Source organism: Carnobacterium sp. FSL W8-0810 (assembly GCF_038007125.1).
In the GTDB taxonomy this organism is placed as follows: Bacteria; Bacillota; Bacilli; order Lactobacillales; family Carnobacteriaceae; genus Carnobacterium_B; species Carnobacterium_B inhibens.
Window position 1 is genome coordinate 412,501 of record NZ_JBBOWO010000001.1, and the last position, 22,143, is coordinate 434,643.

General features: G+C 37.9%; 12 protein-coding genes, 3 rRNA genes and 1 pseudogene (1 of these 16 only partly in view). All 16 read right to left on the bottom strand.

From position 1 onward, the window contains the following. Nucleotides 1-126, bottom strand: a pseudogene (locus tag NST49_RS12660) (family 1 glycosylhydrolase); its annotated part reaches 16 nt to the left of the window's first position; the annotation flags it as partial. 250 nt (nt 127-376) lie between these two features. Beyond that, nucleotides 377-658, bottom strand: coding sequence for a DUF1827 family protein (locus NST49_RS02080; protein WP_034538073.1), 282 nt, complete (start codon nt 656-658; stop codon nt 377-379). 438 nt (nt 659-1,096) lie between these two features. Next, on the bottom strand, nt 1,097-2,524 hold the full coding sequence (locus tag NST49_RS02085) for a glycoside hydrolase family 1 protein (RefSeq protein WP_341046769.1): 1,428 nt from the start codon (nt 2,522-2,524) through the stop codon (nt 1,097-1,099). A 134-nt stretch (nt 2,525-2,658) separates the two neighbouring features. After that, a complete protein-coding gene (locus NST49_RS02090; protein WP_341046770.1) occupies nt 2,659-4,119 on the bottom strand; it encodes a glycoside hydrolase family 1 protein in 1,461 nt (486 codons plus the stop codon). A gap of 24 nt (nt 4,120-4,143) precedes the next feature. Beyond that, on the bottom strand, nt 4,144-6,069 hold the full coding sequence (locus tag NST49_RS02095) for a beta-glucoside-specific PTS transporter subunit IIABC (RefSeq protein ID WP_341046772.1): 1,926 nt from the start codon (nt 6,067-6,069) through the stop codon (nt 4,144-4,146). Nucleotides 6,070-6,211: 142 nt separating this feature from the next. Continuing rightward, a complete protein-coding gene (gene licT, locus NST49_RS02100; RefSeq protein WP_034538783.1) occupies nt 6,212-7,054 on the bottom strand; it encodes a BglG family transcription antiterminator LicT in 843 nt (280 codons plus the stop codon). A 255-nt stretch (nt 7,055-7,309) separates the two neighbouring features. Then, a 5S ribosomal RNA gene (rrf, locus tag NST49_RS02105) occupies nt 7,310-7,425 on the bottom strand. 91 nt (nt 7,426-7,516) lie between these two features. After that, nucleotides 7,517-10,437, bottom strand: a 23S ribosomal RNA gene (locus tag NST49_RS02110). 216 nt (nt 10,438-10,653) lie between these two features. Beyond that, a 16S ribosomal RNA gene (locus NST49_RS02115) occupies nt 10,654-12,215 on the bottom strand. Together the 16S, 23S and 5S rRNA genes form the textbook arrangement of a ribosomal RNA operon. A 591-nt stretch (nt 12,216-12,806) precedes the next feature. Next, nucleotides 12,807-13,988: an AI-2E family transporter gene (locus NST49_RS02120; RefSeq protein WP_341046773.1), complete on the bottom strand. Its 1,182-nt coding sequence runs from the start codon at nt 13,986-13,988 to the stop codon at nt 12,807-12,809. 124 nt (nt 13,989-14,112) lie between these two features. After that, on the bottom strand, nt 14,113-15,612 hold the full coding sequence (gene lysS / locus NST49_RS02125) for a lysine--tRNA ligase (protein WP_341046774.1): 1,500 nt from the start codon (nt 15,610-15,612) through the stop codon (nt 14,113-14,115). A gap of 187 nt (nt 15,613-15,799) precedes the next feature. After that, nucleotides 15,800-17,689, bottom strand: a complete 1,890-nt coding sequence (locus tag NST49_RS02130; RefSeq protein ID WP_341046776.1) for an ABC transporter ATP-binding protein — start codon at nt 17,687-17,689, stop codon at nt 15,800-15,802. Continuing rightward, nucleotides 17,682-19,490 (bottom strand): ABC transporter ATP-binding protein, encoded by a 1,809-nt coding sequence (locus NST49_RS02135; RefSeq protein ID WP_341046777.1) that lies wholly within the window; start codon nt 19,488-19,490, stop codon nt 17,682-17,684. The genes NST49_RS02130 and NST49_RS02135 overlap by 8 nt, the downstream gene beginning before the upstream one ends. Before the next feature lie 86 nt (nt 19,491-19,576). After that, nucleotides 19,577-20,299: a sensor histidine kinase gene (locus NST49_RS02140; RefSeq protein ID WP_341046779.1), complete on the bottom strand. Its 723-nt coding sequence runs from the start codon at nt 20,297-20,299 to the stop codon at nt 19,577-19,579. A gap of 3 nt (nt 20,300-20,302) precedes the next feature. Further along, nucleotides 20,303-21,019, bottom strand: a complete 717-nt coding sequence (locus NST49_RS02145; RefSeq protein WP_341046780.1) for a LytR/AlgR family response regulator transcription factor — start codon at nt 21,017-21,019, stop codon at nt 20,303-20,305. A gap of 120 nt (nt 21,020-21,139) precedes the next feature. Beyond that, nucleotides 21,140-22,069 carry a cysteine synthase A gene (cysK, locus tag NST49_RS02150; RefSeq protein ID WP_341046783.1) on the bottom strand — a complete coding sequence of 310 codons (930 nt, stop codon included), beginning with the start codon at nt 22,067-22,069 and terminating at the stop codon, nt 21,140-21,142. Nucleotides 22,070-22,143: the final 74 nt, after the last annotated feature.

Genomic DNA, 22,143 nt, shown 5'->3' on the forward strand with positions numbered 1-22,143 from the left:
CGTTTGTTTGTTTCAATAATTTCTTTGTACCATGGAAAAATTTTCTTTCTATAATGTTCTAATGTACCTGTTCCATCATCCATGTTGATCAACGTAAATAAAACCATACCGTTTTTTTAATTCAGATTTATTAAAATTACTAAATTACGTTCCCATAATTATTATCCAATATTATTACAACTAAACGTTTAATATTATAGAAGAAACTCTCTGAAGAGGTGAAATATTCGGATTGTTTATGCCCGAGTATCAGAGAGATAAACAAGATATTCATTGTCAATTTGACGCATTAGAAAAATGATTTATTTAAAAGAGAGCTTAATAAAAGATATTCACTATAACAAGCGCTACTACTACTTTAATGAAGCATGAAAAATTAAACTTCAACAGGAATGGATAACTCGACAATATTAGGAGCATAGATAATTTCAACGTTGTCAAGAGTTGTATCTAGTATGTTTTTTAGCACAAAATTAATTTCTGATTTTTTTATAGTGCGACTTTTATTTAATAAAATTATATCTTTACTGTTTGAAGAGCCTGAACAAATTACAGTGGTTGGACCTAAAGAGAACACTTTTATAAAATTGGCATTAGTATTTTCCAATTGTTCTATCACAAGTTCCGAATGATTATTAGTAACATCTATTAATTTCATCATCTCACTCCTCTTACTTTTAGTTAGTACAATGTATTATATAACTAAAAAAATACTATTTAAAGCTTTTTTTACTTTTAATAAGTAAAAAATCTTGAACTTTAAAATAAAAAGAGTGATTATATCTAAAAGAAGTGTTTGAGTCCAATGATTCTGAAACAAAACGGCGTTTGAATTCATCGTAATAAGTATTGCTTTTTTTTAATACATTTTTTTATATATGGGTTTGTCTTTACAAATTGGTGTTTGTTTGGGTGTAAATGCTAACTTTGACAGTTAGAGTGTAGTCAATGTGTAATACGGTCTTAATGGACTGTACAACCTTACATCAACCATGCGTATATTTTTCTATATAAGTATACAAAAATAAGCCCTATAGAGGGCACTTTTTTTAGTGTCCATTCTATAGGGTCCATTTTATTAATCATATAAGTTTTTTTATTTTTCAACAAGACTTGTTCCGTTTGTTTCAATGACTTCTTTATACCATGAAAAACTTTTCTTTTTATAACGCTCTAACGTTCCTGTTCCATCATCATGACGATCAACATAAATAAATCCATAACGTTTTTTCAATTCTGCTGTTGAAGCACTGACTAAATCGATACAACCCCAAGTTGTGTATCCCATAACTTCTACACCATCTTTAAGGGCTTCTCCAACTTGGACCAAATGATCATTCAAGTAATCGATACGGTAATCATCGTTCACAGTTTTATTTCCATTTTCATCTGTAATCAGTTCATCATTAGCTCCTAAACCATTCTCAACAATAAACAATGGTTTTTGATAACGATTCCAGAAATCATTTAATACGATTCGCAATCCTTTAGGGTCAATTTGCCAGCCCCATTCTGAAGCTTCTAAATACGGATTAGGGATACCGCCTAAAATATTACCTTTACCAGCTTCTCGTTTGCTTTCATCAGCTGTTTCTGTAGAACTCATATAATAACTAAATGAAATGAAATCGACCGTATTTTTCAACAACTCTTCATCTTCTGGGCCAAAATCTAACTCAATCGCATTTTCACGGAAGAAACGTTTCATATAACCTGGATAAGTTCCTCGAACATGTACATCTGAGAAGAAATAGTTTTTACGCTCTGCTTCCATTACAGCAATAACGTCATCTGGGTTTGGAGTTAATGGGTATGTCGGCATAGCTAAAACCATACATCCGATTTGTGCTTCCGGCATAATTTCATGCCCGATTTTTGTAGCCAATGCACTCGCTACTAATTCGTGATGAACCGCTTGATACAAATCTTTTTGTGTCAATTTTTCTGGTGCAGTAGCTATTCCACCACTCATAAATGGTGCATGTAAAATGGAATTGATTTCATTAAAGGTCAGCCAGTATTTCACTTTCCCTTTATAGCGTGTAAAGACAGTACGTACATAATTTTCATAAAAGCCAATCATTTTGCGATTAACCCAACCGTCGTATTCTTTGGCTAAATGTAATGGTGTTTCATAGTGAGATAGTGTTACTAATGGTTCAATATTGTACTTAAGAAGTTCATCAAATAAATCATCGTAAAATTTTAATCCAGCTTCATTTGGTTCAGCTTCGTCTCCATTAGGAAAGATGCGAGACCATGCAATTGACGTACGGAATGTTTTAAATCCCATTTCTGCAAATAATTTAATGTCTTCTTTATAGCGGTTATAAAAATCAATCCCGACTAATTTCATGTTATCTTCTGTCGGTTCGTCCGTTATCGGGCCAAATCCGCCTTGAGGTGTTACATCTTGGACAGACCACCCTTTACCATCTGCGTTGTAAGCTCCTTCTAATTGGTTTGCAGCTACTGCTCCACCCCACAAAAAATCTTTTGGAAATTGTTCTACTGTCAAAGTCATCTTCTCCTTTTTTCGATCAATTATTTTAGATTCTTCATTTTATTAAGTATAGCATATGTTTTTTTAATAAAGGATACAGCAGTTGCCTAGAAAAGAACTCGCTCAAAACAAGCCCCTTCTTTCGCCTGCTTTATTTATTTACTTAAATCCATTCCATTCGTTTCAATAACTTTTTTATACCAGAAGAATGAATCTTTTCTAGAACGCTCTAATGTTCCTTTCCCTTCATCATCTTGATCAACGTAAACATATCCATAGCGTTTAGACATTTCTGAAGTGGAAGCACTAACTAGGTCAATCGCTCCCCAACTCGTGTAACCCATTAGATCCACACCATCTAGTACCGCTTCTTTCATTTGTTCAATATGCTTTTGCAGATAATCAATTCGGTAATCATCATGAATACTGCCATCTTCTTCTACTTTATCATAAGCTCCTAATCCATTTTCAACAATGAATAACGGCAATTGGTAACGATCGTAAAAGTCATTCAGTGTCCATCTCAATCCAATTGGGTCAATTTGCCAGCCCCAATCTGACGTTTCCAAATATTCATTTTTTACACCTTCAATGAAATTTCCACTTACTTGTTCTTTTTGAGGGTTTGAACTAGTCGAAATAGACATATAATAACTAAATGAAATGAAATCAACAGGATAAGCTTTTAAAATTTCATCATCTCCACGTTCTTTATGGATTGTTATGTTATTTTCATTAAAGTAACGATCCATATAGGCCGGATACTCTCCGCGTGCTTGAACATCTGTAAAGAACAAGTTCTGTTGATTTTTTTCTTGGGCTTTAATGATGTCAGCTGGATTATTCGTCTCTGGATAAGTTGTCATACGCGCTAACATACATCCTATTTTAAATTCAGGATTAGTTTCATGTCCAATTTTTGTCGCTAATGCGCTAGCTACAAATTGATGGTGTCCTGCTTGATAAGACAACTCCATTGGATTTTCTGCTTCTTCTACTAGCACCCCACCGCCAGTATACGGGCTCAACGCTATAATATTGATTTCATTAAAAGTTAGCCAGTACTTCACTTTGTCTTTATACCGTTTAAAAACCGTTTCAGCATATTGAACAAAGAAATCGATGACTTGGCGATCAGCCCAACCATTATATTTCAATGTAAGATTCAAAGGTGTTTCATAATGAGATAAGGTTACTAACGGCTCTATACCATATTTCAAACATTCATCAAACACATCATCATAAAAAGCTAGTCCTTCTTCATTTGGAATTGTGTCATCTCCATTAGGAAAAATTCGTGCCCAGTTAATCGATAAACGGAATACTTTAAAGCCCATTTCTGCTAACAAAGCGATGTCTTCTTTATAATGATGATAAAAATCAACCCCAAAACGTTTCGGGAAAACAGCATCTACTTTTCCTGCTAAAATCGCTTCAATTTCTTTACCTGAAACGTCTAATGAAAACCCTTCTCCTCGTTCTTCTTTAGGTATAAATCTTACCATGTCGGCTGTAGAGAGGCCTTTTCCTCCCTCATTATATGCACCCTCAAATTGATTGGCTGCAGTTGCGCCTCCCCATAAAAATCCTTCTGGAAAACCATTACTATTTTTCATCTGATTACCTCATTTTCTTATTTTTTAAATGACTACAGTCATTAATTGTTCGTTAGAAGAAACAGTTGATTTCTCTGTCGTGATGACATCTAAATAATTTTGTGAATTTGCGATAACTACAGGCGTAACCACGCTGTAACCGGCTGCTTGGATCTTGGCAATATCAAATTCAATTAAAAGCTGACCTTTTGTTACTTTGTCTCCTTGCTTAATGTGTGGAACAAATCCTTCAGCATTCATTTGAACAGTGTCCATACCAATATGGATCAAGATTTCTGTTCCTTCATCTGACGTTATACCCACTGCATGAAACGTTGGAAAAAGCATTGTGACAACTCCATTAACTGGTGAAACTAATTTCCCTTCAGTTGGTTCAATTGCCAAACCTTTTCCCATAGCTCCAGATGAAAAAGCTTCATCTCGAATATCAGAAAGCGGAATAATAGATCCTTTTAATGGGCTTTCGATAGTATCTTTTCCAATATAAACTTCATTTCCTGAATCAATGATTCCATCATTAGTTGTTTCTGCCACAACTGCATCATCTTCATACAATTTTCCGAAACCAGCAATATAAGTTAATACAAAACCAAGAATCATAGCTCCAATGATAATGGCTATTACTATAGGCACATTACCTAAGCCACTCTCAGCAGGATTCAGGAAGTTGGTGATTCCAAATACTCCTAGTCCTCCTACAACGTATCCATTGGCTCCGACTAATCCTAGAGTTGCTCCACCCACACCGGCAGCGATACAGCTCATGATGAAAGGTTTTTTAAGAGGCAAAGAGATACCATAAATTGCTGGTTCTGTTACACCGAACATACCGGAAATTACAGAAGGAATACCTAAAGACTTAACCTTTTTCTCTTTTGTTTTTACCATAATTGCAATAATTGCTCCAGTTTGGGCAAATGAAGCTGCAAATGACATTGCTAAAATAGGATCATATCCGTAAACAGCTAAGTTATTCAGAGCTACTGGCACAAGACCCCAATGCAACCCGAACATAACAAATATTTGCCAGAAACCACCTACAATTGCACCTGCTAAGATTGGGCTCAAGTTATAAACGGCTAAAGTCCCGGCTCCTACTAAGCTACCTGCCCATGTTGCGATTGGTCCAACGATCATGAAAGTTACTGGGACAATAATCAAAAGAGTAAAAAAAGGAATTAAGAAGGTTTTGACCACGTCTGGAATGATTTTTTTCAATCCTTTTTCAACTTTAGATGCTAGAAAAATAGCAACAATAATCGGAATAACGGTTGACGAATAGTCCATTAGAATAAGTGGAAGTCCTAAGAAAGTGGTGTGCACTGGGGACTCAATAATGGATCCGGAAAACAGTGTATAAAGAGGATCTCCTGCTCTGATTCCAGCTAAAGTCGGGTAAACGAGTGAAGCACCAATAGCCATAGCCGTGAACTGATTCACTTTGAATTTTTTACTGGCTGTAAATGCTAGGAAAATAGGGAAGAAATAAAACAATGAATCACCTATAGCATTTAATATTTGATACGTTCCTGATTCAACTGTTAGCCAGCCTAGTGCTACAAACAAAGCATTAAATCCTTTGATCATACCAGTAGCAGCTAATGTTCCTAAAGTTGGTGCAAAAATTCCTGAAATCATATCAACGAACTTATTGAACAGACCTACTTTCTCATCTGATTCTTGTTCAGAAGAATCATTACTATTTAAATTTCCGACAGTTACGACTTCTTGATAAACATCCGGTACATGATTTCCAATAACGACTTGATACTGTCCGCCACTTTTGATTACGGTTACAATTCCGTCCATTTTCTTTAGTACATCAGTATTTGCTTTACTTTCATCTTTTAATTTAAACCTTAATCTTGTTACACAATGAGTTAAACTATTGATATTTTCTGTTCCGCCCACGTTTTCAATTATTGATTTAGCTAATGCTTCATATTTCATCCTAAGTCCTTCTCTCATTTTAGTTTTTTAAAAAAGAAAAACCTAAATCAATAGCAAGATGCATCTTTACAGAATACATTTCAGCTATCAATTTAGGTTTTGCCTGCTTACGCAGTAACAATCCATCATTGAAGTGTTTATTTTATTTTATTTTTTCACTCGTTACTCGTTGGATATGAATAGCTAAGTAAACTTGTTCATCTTTCGACAGTGACGTGTGATGTTTACTTTCGAGGTAATTATTAATTCTGTTTGTACACTCAAAAGCTTTGGGATATTTTATTTTTACTTGTTCAAACAAAAAATCATCATTAGAATTTTTGTTATCATGTTCCAACATTCTACGAGCAAAATATTGCAGGTGAGTAACAAAACGGGAATAGTTAAATGAATCTTCATCAAAAGTGATTCCAAATTGTAACCGTACAATTGTTAAAATATCTTGCACAACTTCAGTCATCTTCACTGTAATTCCTATTTCTTGTCCTTCTTGTTTAGCATTCACAATATGCAAAGCAATGGATGCAGCTTCGTCTTCATTCATGATCACACCAAGTTTAGTTTTAATATGTTCTAATGCTTTTAATCCGATTTCATATTCTGCTTTATAAAATTTCTTTATTTCCCAAGTTAACGGATTTTTTATATCTATTCCTTCACTAGTACGCTTTATAGCATAATCTAAATGATCAGTTAATGTTAAATAAATATTATTGCTTAATTTGGTTTTTAAAATAGTTTGAGCGTATTTGATTGTATCGGTGGCTATTTCTATAATTTCTGGGTTGATTTCTTTAAACAAAGTAGAAAAAGTTTCAATACCTTCATTTCCTTCTGGTACAAAAGTTTTTTCTATTTTTTCGACTTCAATTGTATCTCCAACTTTTCGTTGAAAGGCAATCCCTCTTCCCATTACTACCATTTCTTCATTAGTATCAGTTAAGGTAATCACAACATTATTATTCAATACTTTTTCTATTCTCATTTTATCGCTTTGCTCACCAACTTTCGTCTTATAGAAAAATAAAAAACCTAAACTCATTCCAAATGCTCTATCTCAAATGGAATAGAACGATTTCGAATCAATTTAGGTTTTGCCTGCTGATGCAGTAACAATCCTTTATTAAAACTAATATAACACGGCTTTTTTGTTTTTGCAAGCGTTTTTTTAGTCACCTATTTTATTTTTTTGCAAATGCTAAACAAAAAGACACCATCCGAAGATGATGTCTTTTTGTTTGCGTGGCAGCGTCCTACTCTCACAAAGGGAAACCCTTCACTACCATCGGCGCTAAGAAGCTTAACTGCTGTGTTCGGCATGGGAACAGGTGTGACCTTCTTGCCATCGCCACCACACAAATTTCAATCTAGAGAACGTTGTTCTCTCAAAACTGGATAAGTTAAAAGTTTGTTCTTCGTTTAGAAACCGTCGTACACCGTTTATTCTTTGGTTAAGTCCTCGACCGATTAGTATTGGTCCGCTCCATCTATCGCTAGACTTCCACTTCCAACCTATCAACCTGATCATCTCTCAGGGGTCTTACTCACTTACGTGATGGGAAATCTCATCTTGAGGGGGGCTTCACGCTTAGATGCTTTCAGCGTTTATCCCGTCCACACATAGCTACCCAGCAATGCCCTTGGCAGAACAACTGGTACACCAGAGGTGTGTCCATCCCGGTCCTCTCGTACTAAGGACAGCTCCTCTCAAATTTCCTACGCCCGCGACGGATAGGGACCGAACTGTCTCACGACGTTCTGAACCCAGCTCGCGTACCGCTTTAATGGGCGAACAGCCCAACCCTTGGGACCGACTACAGCCCCAGGATGCGATGAGCCGACATCGAGGTGCCAAACCTCCCCGTCGATGTGGACTCTTGGGGGAGATAAGCCTGTTATCCCCAGGGTAGCTTTTATCCGTTGAGCGATGGCCCTTCCATGCGGAACCACCGGATCACTAAGCCCGACTTTCGTCCCTGCTCGACTTGTAGGTCTCGCAGTCAAGCTCCCTTATGCCTTTACACTCTGCGAATGATTTCCAACCATTCTGAGGGAACCTTTGGGCGCCTCCGTTACACTTTAGGAGGCGACCGCCCCAGTCAAACTGCCCGTCAGACACTGTCTCCCAGCCCGATAAGGGCTGTGGGTTAGAGTGGTCATACAGCAAGGGTAGTATCCCACCAACGCCTCCACCAAGACTGGCGTCCTGGCTTCAATGGCTCCTACCTATCCTGTACAAGCTGTACAAACACTCAATATCAAACTGCAGTAAAGCTCCATGGGGTCTTTCCGTCCTGTCGCGGGTAACCTGCATCTTCACAGGTACTATAATTTCACCGAGTCTCTCGTTGAGACAGTGCCCAGATCGTTACGCCTTTCGTGCGGGTCGGAACTTACCCGACAAGGAATTTCGCTACCTTAGGACCGTTATAGTTACGGCCGCCGTTTACTGGGGCTTCAATTCTGAGCTTCGCCCGAGAGCTAACCCATCCTCTTAACCTTCCAGCACCGGGCAGGCGTCAGCCCCTATACGTCATCTTACGATTTTGCAGAGACCTGTGTTTTTGATAAACAGTCGCCTGGGCCTATTCACTGCGGCTGACCAATTGGTCAGCACCCCTTCTCCCGAAGTTACGGGGTCATTTTGCCGAGTTCCTTAACGAGAGTTCTCTCGCACACCTTAGGATTCTCTCCTCGACTACCTGTGTCGGTTTGCGGTACGGGCAGTTTGTTTCTAACTAGAAGCTTTTCTTGACAGTGTGACATCGGGAACTTCGGTACTTAATTTCCCTCCCCATCACAACTTGTTCTTAAAGAAGCAAGCATTTGACTCACTTCAAAACTTGTTGCTTGGACGCGCATATCCAACAGCGCGTATTCCTTAGCCTACTGTGTCCCTCCATTGTTCAAACAAAACAAACTGGTACAGGAATCTCAACCTGTTGTCCATCGTCTACGCCATTCGGCCTCGACTTAGGTCCCGACTAACCCTGGGAGGACGAGCCTTCCCCAGGAAACCTTAGTCATTCGGTGGACGGGATTCTCACCCGTCTTTCGCTACTCATACCGGCATTCTCACTTCTAAGCGCTCCACTAGTCCTCACGATCTAGCTTCAACGCCCTTAGAACGCTCTCCTACCATAGAACCAATGGTTCTATCCACAGCTTCGGTGTTATGTTTAGCCCCGGTAAATTTTCGGCGCAGGGTCACTCGACTAGTGAGCTATTACGCACTCTTTAAATGATGGCTGCTTCTGAGCCAACATCCTAGTTGTCTAAGCAACTCCACATCCTTTTCCACTTAACATAAACTTTGGGACCTTAGCTGGTGGTCTGGGCTGTTTCCCTTTCGACTACGGATCTTATCACTCGCAGTCTGACTCCCGGATATAAATCAATGGCATTCGGAGTTTATCTGAATTCGGTAACCCGAGAAGGGCCCCTAGTCCAAACAGTTGCTCTACCTCCATGATTCTAATTCCGAGGCTAGCCCTAAAGCTATTTCGGAGAGAACCAGCTATCTCCAAGTTCGATTGGAATTTCTCCGCTACCCACACCTCATCCCCGCATTTTTCAACATACGTGGGTTCGGTCCTCCAGTGCGTATTACCGCACCTTCAACCTGGACATGGGTAGATCACTTGGTTTCGGGTCTACGACCACATACTCATTCGCCCTATTCAGACTCGCTTTCGCTACGGCTCCGTCTCATCAACTTAACCTCGCATGGGATCGTAACTCGCCGGTTCATTCTACAAAAGGCACGCTATCACCCATTAACGGGCTTTAACTATTTGTAGGCACACGGTTTCAGGGGCTATTTCACTCCTCTTCCGAGGTTCTTTTCACCTTTCCCTCACGGTACTGGTTCACTATCGGTCACTAGGGAGTATTTAGCCTTGGGAGATGGTCCTCCCGGATTCCGACGGAATTTCTCGTGTTCCGCCGTACTCAGGATACTGATCAGAGTGGATGTGGTTTCGGATACAGGGCTTTTACCTTCTTCGGCAGACCTTTCCAGGTCGCTTCTCCTACCAAATCCATTTATGACTCTATGTGTTCAGTCCTACAACCCCAGAAAGCAAGCTTTCTGGTTTGGGCTATTCCCGTTTCGCTCGCCGCTACTCAGGGAATCGATTTTTCTTTCTCTTCCTGCAGGTACTTAGATGTTTCAGTTCTCTGCGTCTACCTCTACTAACCTATGTATTCAGTTAGCAGTAACATCCTATCAAAGATGCTGGGTTCCCCCATTCGGAAATCTTTGGATCAAAGCTTACTTACAGCTCCCCAAAGCATATCGGCGTTAGTCCCGTCCTTCATCGGCTCCTAGTGCCAAGGCATTCACCGTGCGCCCTTATTAACTTAACCTATGGTTAATCGTTAATGTTCAATACTCATCTTACGATGAGAACCTTAAAAAACTCATTTTTAAAACTTTTCGGTGTGTTTCTGGTTTCTTACTTGAATTACAATTTTTAACTTTATCCAGTTTTCAAAGAACAACATCTATCTATTGAGAAGATTAGACCTCTCAAAACTAAACAAAGTAAGTACGAATGTGTGGGTTTCCGTTATATTCCTTAGAAAGGAGGTGATCCAGCCGCACCTTCCGATACGGCTACCTTGTTACGACTTCACCCCAATTATCTGTCCCACCTTAGGCGGCTGGCTCCCAAAAGGGTTACCTCACCGACTTCGGGTGTTACAAACTCTCGTGGTGTGACGGGCGGTGTGTACAAGACCCGGGAACGTATTCACCGCGGCGTGCTGATCCGCGATTACTAGCGATTCCGGCTTCATGCAGGCGAGTTGCAGCCTGCAATCCGAACTGAGAATGGCTTTAAGAGATTAGCTTGGCCTCGCGACCTTGCGACTCGTTGTACCATCCATTGTAGCACGTGTGTAGCCCAGGTCATAAGGGGCATGATGATTTGACGTCATCCCCACCTTCCTCCGGTTTATCACCGGCAGTCTCACTAGAGTGCCCAACTGAATGCTGGCAACTAATAATAGGGGTTGCGCTCGTTGCGGGACTTAACCCAACATCTCACGACACGAGCTGACGACAACCATGCACCACCTGTCACTTTGTCCCCGAAGGGAAAGCTCTATCTCTAGAGTGGTCAAAGGATGTCAAGACCTGGTAAGGTTCTTCGCGTTGCTTCGAATTAAACCACATGCTCCACCGCTTGTGCGGGTCCCCGTCAATTCCTTTGAGTTTCAACCTTGCGGTCGTACTCCCCAGGCGGAGTGCTTAATGCGTTAGCTGCAGCACTGAAGGGCGGAAACCCTCCAACACTTAGCACTCATCGTTTACGGCGTGGACTACCAGGGTATCTAATCCTGTTTGCTCCCCACGCTTTCGAGCCTCAGCGTCAGTTACAGACCAGAGAGTCGCCTTCGCCACTGGTGTTCCTCCACATATCTACGCATTTCACCGCTACACGTGGAATTCCACTCTCCTCTTCTGCACTCAAGTTCTCCAGTTTCCAATGACCCTCCCCGGTTGAGCCGGGGGCTTTCACATCAGACTTAAAGAACCGCCTGCGCTCGCTTTACGCCCAATAAATCCGGACAACGCTTGCCACCTACGTATTACCGCGGCTGCTGGCACGTAGTTAGCCGTGGCTTTCTGGTTAGATACCGTCAGGGGATGAGCAGTTACTCTCATCCTTGTTCTTCTCTAACAACAGAGTTTTACGATCCGAAAACCTTCTTCACTCACGCGGCATTGCTCCGTCAGACTTTCGTCCATTGCGGAAGATTCCCTACTGCTGCCTCCCGTAGGAGTCTGGGCCGTGTCTCAGTCCCAGTGTGGCCGATCACCCTCTCAGGTCGGCTACGTATCATCGCCTTGGTGAGCCATTACCTCACCAACTAGCTAATACGCCGCGGGTCCATCCATAAGCGGTAGCCGAAGCCACCTTTTTTCCATCTGTCAGGAGACAATTGGAAATATGCGGTATTAGCATCCGTTTCCGGATGTTATCCCCCTCTTATGGGCAGGTTACCCACGTGTTACTCACCCGTCCGCCACTCTTTTGTCTCGGTGGGTGCAAGCACCCGGTGAAACAAAAGCGTTCGACTTGCATGTATTAGGCATGCCGCCAGCGTTCGTCCTGAGCCAGGATCAAACTCTCATATAAAATGATGCTTGAAGCTCATTATTGATTGCTAGCGAATAATTATTCACTATATTTGTTACTGTTGACTCAGCACTGCTGAGTCACCCTCACATTTGGTTCGTCTTACTTTGTTTAGTTTTCAAAGGTCTAAAGTTGAATGTTTCGTTTGTGACAACTTACTAATAATATCACGTTCGATATCGCTTGTCAACAACTTTTCAAATTTTCTTTTTCGCTGTGTCGGTTTATTTCAAACTGTCTCAGCGACATGTATTAATATAACAGGGATTTAACATATCGTCAATGATTTTTGGATAAAAATATAATTTATTTTTTATAAGCGAACTATTAAATTCCATTCTTATAGAGAAAGCGTTCTTGTTTAACAAAAAACGAATAACTTAAATCTTATTTCATCAATCGTTCAATATGAATGATTTTTCAATTTACTACATATTTATACTTTTTATTGCAAATTATCTCTTTTACTATTTACAAAGTCTTTGTTTATAGAAAAAAAGCATCCATTCTAAATAAATAATCTAGATTAGATGCTCTTTTAATTAACCTTATTAAGTTTTCGCGTAAGTTAGAGTTTATACTTTACCGAATTTATTTTTTATCTTGATATTTTTCTAATGTAAATTCTGTATCTTCATAGTAGCCTGATTCATCACCATAGTATTTATTATATCGTTGTTTAAATTTCCTAAAGACAAATGTTGCTATTACTCTTGAAATAGCATAAATAGGTACTCCTAAAACTAAACCAACAAAACCAAGTAGATCTCCTAAAACAAGCAAGACAATAATAATAGTTAATGGGTGAACGTTTAAATTTTTGCCCATTATATTTGGTTCAACTAAATTACCATCTACAAATTGAACAACTACCCAGACAATGATCAATTTGAGAACCATAACCCACGAGGTAGTCAAGGCTATTATTATCGCAGGTATCATTGCAAGAGCTGCTCCAACATACGGAATAATACTTGTAAATGTTGCAACTATAGCTAATACACCTGCATAATCTAAACCAATTATAGAAAATCCTATAAACATCATGATTCCTAAAGAAAGTGAGATCATTAATTGACCCTTGATATAAGATCCCACTTGCTCGTTGATCGTTGCAAAGATATTTTTTGTATCTTTTCTAAATTTTGGCGGAATAATTTTCATTACATAACTGAAAAATTTTTCATCGTCTTTCAACAAGAAAAATGCAATGATCGGAAATGTTACTATAACTACCACCACATTTGAAACCGTAGAAAAAATATTTGTTAATCCATTTACTGCTGTATCAAAATAGTCTACAGCGATACTCGGTATATTGCTCACCCAGCTGTTTAACCATTCTACTAAGTCACTTGCAGAATTTTCAAGTGGTGTACCATCTACCCAACTAATGACAGTCGTCCCAATCGTATCAACATAGGTAGGAAAGTTATTCACCAAACTAGTCACTTGTTCTTGTATCGGCGGAAAGGCTAATGCTACTGCACCTATTAAAATGCCAATAATGGCCACAAACAAAATAATGACACTCCAAATCCGTTTTATCTTATGTCTTTCCATCCAATCAACAATTGGATTTAAAAGATAATAAAAAACGAAAGCCAGTATAACAGGTGCTATTAATGTTGAAAAGATAACATTTAATGGCTCAAAAATAAATGCAATAGAATGATAAACGTAAATAACGATTCCTATCATTATGAGAATCAGTAATGTAAAAAGAGTATTATTGCCCCCTAAATAGTTCATGAACCTAGTTTTCTCTTTCATTGTGTCCCTCCTTATTTAAATTTTCGGACATTCATTATTCCGTCCAATCCTTATCTTTTTATTTTAAACTACTTCATATATAAAGTAAAAAAATCAACCCCCTTGAAAGGGATTGATTTTTTTATTATTGATTACGCATTGTCGGGAATAATAGTACATCACGAATAGATTGTGCATCTGTTAAGAGCATAACTAATCGATCAATTCCGATTCCTAATCCACCTGTTGGAGGCATACCATATTCTAATGATTCAAGGAAATCTTCATCAATCATATGAGCTTCATCGTTTCCTAAGGCACGTTCTTTCATTTGCGCTTCAAAACGTTCGCGTTGATCAATTGGATCATTTAATTCACTAAAGGCATTACCATATTCATTACCAACTATAAATGCTTCAAAACGATCTGTAAAGCGAGGATCTTCTACATTTTTCTTAGCTAACGGCGAAATTTCTAAAGGATGTCCATAAATAAAAGTTGGTTGAATCAGTTTATCTTCTACAAATTTTTCAAAGAATTCATTGACAACATGTCCAAATTGGCTGTGTTCTGTTACAGGTACATCATGTTCTTTCGCTAATGCACGCGCTTCTTCATCTGTCATATGTTTCCAAAAGTCTACCCCAGAGTATTCTTTTATCGCATCAACCATGTGTTGTCGTTTCCAAGGAGTTTCTAAATCGATTGCTTGTTCATTATAAGTGATTTTTCCTGTTCCTAAGACGCGTTGAGCTACTGTACGAATCAATCCCTCAACTAAATCCATCACATCTTCAAAATCAGTATAAGCAGTATAAGCTTCTAACATTGTAAATTCAGGATTATGAGTTGTATCTACTCCTTCATTACGGAAAACTCGTCCAATTTCATAGACTTTTTCCATCCCTCCAACGATTAGTCGTTTCAAATGCAACTCAAGAGCTATACGCAAATACAATTCCATGTCTAAAGCGTTGTGGTGTGTAATAAATGGACGTGCAGCAGCCCCACCAGCTAAATTATGCAATGTCGGAGTTTCCACTTCTAAGTAATCTTGTTCGTTTAAATAGTTACGAACTTCGCGAATAATTTGACTACGTTTAGTAAAACGATCAAAACTTTCTCGGTTACTGATCAAATCTAAATAACGTTGACGGTAACGTTGTTCAACATTTGTCAATCCATGGTATTTATCTGGTAATGGACGCAATGCTTTTGACAACTGGGTAATTGAAGTTGGTTTAATCGTTACTTCACCTGTGTCAGTTTTCATGATCGTTCCAGTTACACCAATAAAGTCTCCTAAATCAGCACTTTTAAAGGTAGCATAGTCTTCTTCACCAACAGTATCTTTACGTACGTAAATTTGGATTTGTCCTTCACGGTCTTGTAAGTGAGCAAACCCAACTTTTCCTTTACCGCGTTTAGTCATGATACGACCAGCAACAGTTGCTGTTTCTTCTTTATCAGCTATTTCTTCTTTAGTAAACTCATCATAAGCTTTGTGTAATTCATTTGATAGATGGGTTCTTTCAAAACGCCCACCAAATGGATCTACATTACGCTCACGCAAGGTATCAAGCTTTTCACGGCGGACAATTAATTGATCATTTAGTTCTTCTAAATGCGAATTTTCATTGCTCATTAGTTTCTCTCCATTCTTTTTAGCTTCTCAGCTCTCTCTTTATAATGCCAAGAGTGCACAAAAAAAGCAAGGCAATTAGCAACTAGCGCTTCTAATCCCCTAACTTTTTCATATAAATTGCTTGACGATTTTTATACGATATATAATAACATATTTTCACACAGTTTGGAAGGTGCCAAGTAGAGATTCAAACTGTTGCTAATACGACTTCTTTTACTTTACCATCTGGATTCTTATGATAGTATTGTGCTTGAGCGTTCCAAAGTTCATAGTATTTCCCATCTTTAACCTCTACTAATTCATCATGCGAGCCAAGTTGTATTAACTTTCCTTGATCAAGAACTGCGATACGATCACAAAATCGGCAGCTGGATAGACGATGAGAGATATAGATAGCTGTACGATTTCCTATAACTTCTGAAAAATTCTCATAGATTTCATATTCTGATAACGGATCTAAAGCTGCTGTCGGCTCATCTAAAATTACGATTGGTGCAGCCTTATATACAGAACGAGCCATCGCTATTTTTTGTGCTTCTCCACCAGAAAATTCAATACCTGATTCATCATAATTTTTGTATAGATAAGTATCTAACTGTTTAGATAATGTGGATAAGCGTTTAGAGAAACCAACTTTCTTTAAAGCAGCTACCGTTTCCTCTTCATTTATATCATCTGATGCAGCGACATTGCTTCCTAACTTAAAAGCGTACAAATGAAAGTCTTGGAAAACAACGGATAGTAACCTTAAATATTCTTGGTAATCGTATTTCTTTATATCAATACCATTTAGCAGAATGACACCTGCAGTCGGATCATACAACCTACAGATTAATTTGATAAGAGTTGTTTTTCCTGAACCATTCATTCCTACAATCGCCATTTTCTCACTAATCTCAAAGCGTAAATTCACGTTTTCTAATACCAGCTCATTAGAACCAGGGTATGAAAAAGACACATCACGCACTTCCAAGGTGTATTCATTGTCGAGACGCTTTTCAACAGGAAGGGAACCTTCATGACGATTGCTCTTCAAGTTTAGAAACTCAAATAACATCTTCAGTCCTTCAACATTATTGATAAGTGCTTGAATGGAAGAAAGGAGATTCGGAAACTCACGGATAAACAAGGTAAATGCTCCAGCATATTGAACAATTGAACCAGGAGTAATTGCACCATTCATTGCTTTAACAACCAACCAGAAATAACAAGATACCAATAATAAATAGGACATAACTTGAACCATCACAATAGTCCGGTTCTGACTTTGTGCTATTTTAGATAGTGTGCTTTTCGTGTAGTCATACATTCTTCTCATATTATGCTGATAAATAGGTTGTTGCTTATACAACCGAATTTCTTTTCCAGAGTTGTAATCCATCAGTTGGCTGATAAAAAACTCCCCAGCGTTATTAATCCACATCCCACCTTGCAAAAGTAACTTCATAATCGTTTCTTGTGTTTGTTCATTGATTTTAATCGACAAAACCGTGAAAAGAACTAAGGCAACACCAAATACAATAAAGATCCAAGGAGAGTCGGCATTAAATGCAATCGATGTTGTTTGAGAAGTGGAGGTAAATAAACTCCATAGAAATACAACAGAGATCAACAACGAAAAAATTTGTTGAAAATAGTTTTTTGTCTCATTCAACAATAAGAACAACCCAATACCGCCAGTGTTCTCTGCTTGGTTAATAGTATTTCTCATATCATGGATGTCAGATCTTTCTACAAGTTCATAATCCATATGAATAATTTTTGTGTTTAACAACATTTCTTTTTTATCCATTGCACTATAGATTAAGTTTGAACGGTAATGCGAGATTCCATTTGCAATAACCGAAGAGATGTAGCCGGTAATCAATGCACCGATCACCCAATAAAGAATCATTTCTTTTTGTTCTCCTTTTAGCAATAAATTTAAAATTTGACCTGTAAAAAAGAATGGTATAAAAGGATAAACAGCTTCAAAGAAACCTTGAATCAAGCTAGACCAAAATAGTCGTGGAGAAAGATGGATCATCAATTGATAACCTTTACGTGTCCATGCGAAGTTTTCTTTTGCCTTATGCATTTTGAACTACCTCCACTTCATCTTGATAATAGCGGCTTTGTACAGTATACATTTCGTTATACTTTCCATTTAATTCCATCAATTCTTCGTGTGTTCCTTCTTCTAGAATCGCTCCATTTTCTAAGAAGACAATTCGGTCACAAAAACGAGTGGAAGAAAGGCGATGAGAAATAAAAATTGATGTCTTGTCATTTGCGATAGCATTGTATTTAATATAGATGGCGTTTTCGGCTATAGGGTCTAAAGCTGCAGTAGGTTCATCCAATATTAACAAGGGTGCATTTTTGTATATCGCACGAGCCAACTGCAATTTTTGCTTTTGTCCGCCAGATAAGTCAACAGCATCTTCATTCACTCGCTTCACAAGTTTGGTTTGATCATTTTGCAAAAGCTTAGCAATTTCCATGTCCATGCCACTTTCTTCTAAGACTTCAGCATATTCACGAGAGTGTTTAGTCTCTCCTTGTTTGATGGTTTCTTCAATAGTAAGCGGCAGTTCAAAGTAGTCTTGGAATACTACTGAAAACAATTCAACATATTCATCATTCGAAAATTGCTGAACAGAATTACCATTGATTAAAATTTCTCCAGAAGTTGGGTGATATAATCCACACAAAAGTTTGATAATAGTAGATTTACCTGCACCATTCATACCAACCATTCCAACCTTTTCCCCTGACTTAATGTGCCAATTCAAATGATGAATAGTATCTTTATCTGAACCTTCATATCGATAAGATACATCTCTGAATTCTACATCAAGTGGGTAATTCAAGGAATCAATAGAAACTTTGACATCATTGTTGACCTGATCTTCCATTTCTGTGTAGCTTCGAAAATCGTTTACTTCACTTGCTAAATATTTAAAACTAGCCAAATCCGTCAGCAAGCCATTCATAAAAATAGACAAAGAAGCAATAATCCCAAAGTAAAAAGAAAAACTCGCAACAGACAGCGTACCGTCTAGTACTTGTTGAATTAAGATCCAATACGCCAATCCATCTCGTAGTAATGACAACGTACTCGAAAGAACACTTCCTTTTAGTTTTCGATGGTTAACAACATTCAAAAGTTTTAATCGAATATCATTATTTTCTTCAAATTCATTCATAAACCAGTCTTCCATATGATACAAACGCATGTCTTTAGCTGCTTTAAAATCTCCCGTATTATCTACTAAATACCTATTCTTTTTTCGGATGGGAGCCAGTGTATTCTTATTCGATTGTTCAATACGATTCGTTCCTAAACTAAATACATACATCACAACCGATGATCCTGCAATAACGACGATAAGTAAAGGATGAACCGTTCCAATAAAGAAACCATATAATAATAACCCACTCGTATTTTTCAAAAATTGATACAATACCTCAAAAGCCTTTTGAAAAGCTCCTTCTGGATTGTCGGTTGGAGTCATAGCTTTAGCAAATAATTTCTGATTCTCTGCATTTTCTACTTGCTCATATTTTCTAAACAATAACTCTTCTACCAATTCGACCATGTTTTGGATTCGAAAAATGTTTCCTACTGATTGAAAATAATTTTTCAGGGCTTGAGAAAGACAATAGCACACTAAGGATGCACTAAGAATACTGATCAACAAAGGGATGTAATTGGACCAATTTTTAGTATCCCCTACCATTGTAATGATGAAAGCAACGGTAGCTGAAGACAATAACGGGATCATCATATCTGTGAATGCACGAATGATCATAAGCACAATATATTTTTTATCTGTTTGCCACATTTTATGATATAAGTAATGCAAATGTAATGGCTTTTTTAGTTGTTTTTCCATTTTAATCACCTCTAAGGATACAATAGCATGTAAAAATCTTTATTCAGAAAAACGACCATGAGTGGTCGTTTTTTAAGCGTGAACGGTCACAAGGGCAATAAAATTTCCGTCGCAAATACTCCCTCTTCATGTTTTCGGTTCACATGTCCTTGATATTTATGTACAGTCTGATCAATTCTCTTCAAACCAAAGCCGTGTTCCGTTCCTTTTTTCGTCGTTTGGTATCCTGTTCCTTTTTTCTTGATCGTCTGATTCATACTATTGGTAATAGAAATATATAATTGCTCTTTCATTTCGACAATATACACTCGGATAAATCGATTACTAGGATCTACGACAGTTTGACTACCTTCGATAGCGTTAGATAGTAAATTTCCTAATAAGGTTCCTAAGTCGACATTATGAACTGGTAAGTTTGATGGAATAGACGCCTTAACATCCAACTGTATATTTCGTGCTTCAGCTAAAGACAACTTGCTATTAAGAATGGCATCAGCCATCACATTTCCAGTGTGAATGCTAACATCGATTGCAACCAGATCATCGTCCAACTCTTCCAAATATTCTTGCAGCAACTCAATTTTATTCATTTCAATATAAGCCTTCATCGTTTGAATGTGGTTTTTATAATCGTGTCTCCATCCACGCATATGTCGGTAAATATTTTCGACTTCTTCTGCATGCTCTTCCAACATACTTGCTTGAGTATGAAATAAACGATGAATCGTTTTACGGTGGTAATATCGCATAAAAATAACGACACCAACAAGTAGGATACTAAAAATAAAAACAACCATTTCTATAGACATATATTACTCCTCTCGGAAATATTTAGTAAAGGCAGCAACAACTTTTTGCTGGTTTCTTCTAGAGACCGGAATAACACTATCATCATCCATAATTAATGAACCTTTTCTGATTCGTTTGATCCGACTGCAATTAACAACAACATTACGGTAAGGCTGAACAAACTGTTCTTGGTTTAACTGTTTGCTAAAGCTTTGTAAGGAGTTTTTGAGAAAAATGACCTGTTTTTTCATCACTACCTTTATTTCTCGTCCTTCAACTTCAATAAATAAAATATCGTCTCGACTGATTTTAATTTGTTCGTCGTCTTGTTCCACTAGTAAGAACTCTTCTTTAACCGGGTATTTTGCTAGTAAACGATCCAAAGCTTGAAACAACTTCTCTTTTTTCAAAGGCTTTACTAAGTAATCAATTGCTTCAACGCTATAACCTTCACTTATATAATCTGTTAATCCTGTTATAAACAATAACGCAACCGAATCATCTTGTTCCCTTAACTGCCGTGCCATCTCCATACCAGTCATTGCATTCATTTGAATATCTAGCAAAATAATATCTACGTCCTTATTTTCAGCATAATGAAACAAGAAAATTTCTGCACTTTCCCAAATATTAATTTGAATAGAAACGTGTTGACTAGCAGCGTATTCTTCAACTAACGACTGCAACCATTCCGCTTGGATGGGTTCATTTTCACAAATAGCAAATGAATAATTCTTCATCTTTCTCACCTCATACTCATTATAGCTTAATTTTATTTTAAATTGAGTTATTTACAAAAAAAAAGCGTCCTCACACCATTGATACAGAGTGTGAAGACACTTTTAATAGTTGCTTACTGGTTATTCTACATATGGGAAAACAGCTGTTGACAAGTAACGTTCCCCATTATCTGGGGCTACGGTAATAACTTTTTTACCTTGACCTAATTTTATCGCCACATCAATTGCTCCTTTAATTGCAGCACCTGAAGAGATACCAACTAACAACCCTTCTTCTGCAGCTAAACGACGTGTCATATCAAATGCATCATCACTAGATACTTGTAAGACTTCATCATAAAGTACTGTGTCTAAAACTTTAGGTACAAAACCTGTACCGATTCCTTGGATTTTATGTGGTCCTTTAGCTCCGCCACTTAAAATAGGCGATTCAGTTGGTTCTAAAGCATAAATTTTAATAGCAGGATCCGCTTGTTTCAAGACTTGTCCAACACCTGTTAAGGTTCCCCCAGTACCGACTGCTGAAACAAATGCATCTGGTGCAACTCCGCCAAAAGCTTCTAAAATCTCTGGTCCAGTAGTAGCAGCATGTACAGCAGGGTTAGCCACATTTTCAAATTGCATAGGCATAAAGTACCCTTTTGATTCTGCTAACTCTGTTGCTTTGTTGATTGAAGCTGAAATACCTTCTGCTCCCGGTGTCAAAATCAATTCCGCTCCATAAGCTTTTAATAATTTTCTACGTTCTAAACTCATTGTATCAGGCATAACAAAAATAGCTTTGTAGCCTTTAGCAGCTGCGATCATTGCTAAACCAACCCCAGTATTTCCGCTTGTTGGTTCTATAATAGTATCGCCTGATTTTAATTTTCCTTCTTGCTCAGCTACTTCGATCATATTTAAAGCAATACGATCCTTTACACTTCCGCCTACATTAAATGATTCAAGTTTTACATAAACTTCTGCTGCATCTGCAGGAACCACTTTTGTTAAACGTATAATAGGCGTTTCTCCAATTAAATCCGTTACTGAATGAACTACTTTTACCATATTATGTTACCTCCTAAATTTAAGTTCTTTGTCTTTTTTAGTTTAAGGTTTATCGCTTACAATATCAAGCACAA

What these genes read in the sequence shown, in the direction of transcription:
- NST49_RS02080 (WP_034538073.1), bottom strand. Translation starts at nt 658, where the DNA reads ATGAAATTAATAGATGTTACTAATAATCATTCGGAACTTGTGATAGAA.
- NST49_RS02085 (WP_341046769.1), bottom strand. Translation starts at nt 2,524, where the DNA reads ATGACTTTGACAGTAGAACAATTTCCAAAAGATTTTTTGTGGGGTGGA.
- NST49_RS02090 (WP_341046770.1), bottom strand. Translation starts at nt 4,119, where the DNA reads ATGAAAAATAGTAATGGTTTTCCAGAAGGATTTTTATGGGGAGGCGCA.
- NST49_RS02095 (WP_341046772.1), bottom strand. Translation starts at nt 6,069, where the DNA reads ATGAAATATGAAGCATTAGCTAAATCAATAATTGAAAACGTGGGCGGA.
- licT (WP_034538783.1), bottom strand. Translation starts at nt 7,054, where the DNA reads ATGAGAATAGAAAAAGTATTGAATAATAATGTTGTGATTACCTTAACT.
- NST49_RS02120 (WP_341046773.1), bottom strand. Translation starts at nt 13,988, where the DNA reads ATGAAAGAGAAAACTAGGTTCATGAACTATTTAGGGGGCAATAATACT.
- lysS (WP_341046774.1), bottom strand. Translation starts at nt 15,612, where the DNA reads ATGAGCAATGAAAATTCGCATTTAGAAGAACTAAATGATCAATTAATT.
- NST49_RS02130 (WP_341046776.1), bottom strand. Translation starts at nt 17,689, where the DNA reads ATGCATAAGGCAAAAGAAAACTTCGCATGGACACGTAAAGGTTATCAA.
- NST49_RS02135 (WP_341046777.1), bottom strand. Translation starts at nt 19,490, where the DNA reads ATGGAAAAACAACTAAAAAAGCCATTACATTTGCATTACTTATATCAT.
- NST49_RS02140 (WP_341046779.1), bottom strand. Translation starts at nt 20,299, where the DNA reads ATGTCTATAGAAATGGTTGTTTTTATTTTTAGTATCCTACTTGTTGGT.
- NST49_RS02145 (WP_341046780.1), bottom strand. Translation starts at nt 21,019, where the DNA reads ATGAAGAATTATTCATTTGCTATTTGTGAAAATGAACCCATCCAAGCG.
- cysK (WP_341046783.1), bottom strand. Translation starts at nt 22,069, where the DNA reads ATGGTAAAAGTAGTTCATTCAGTAACGGATTTAATTGGAGAAACGCCT.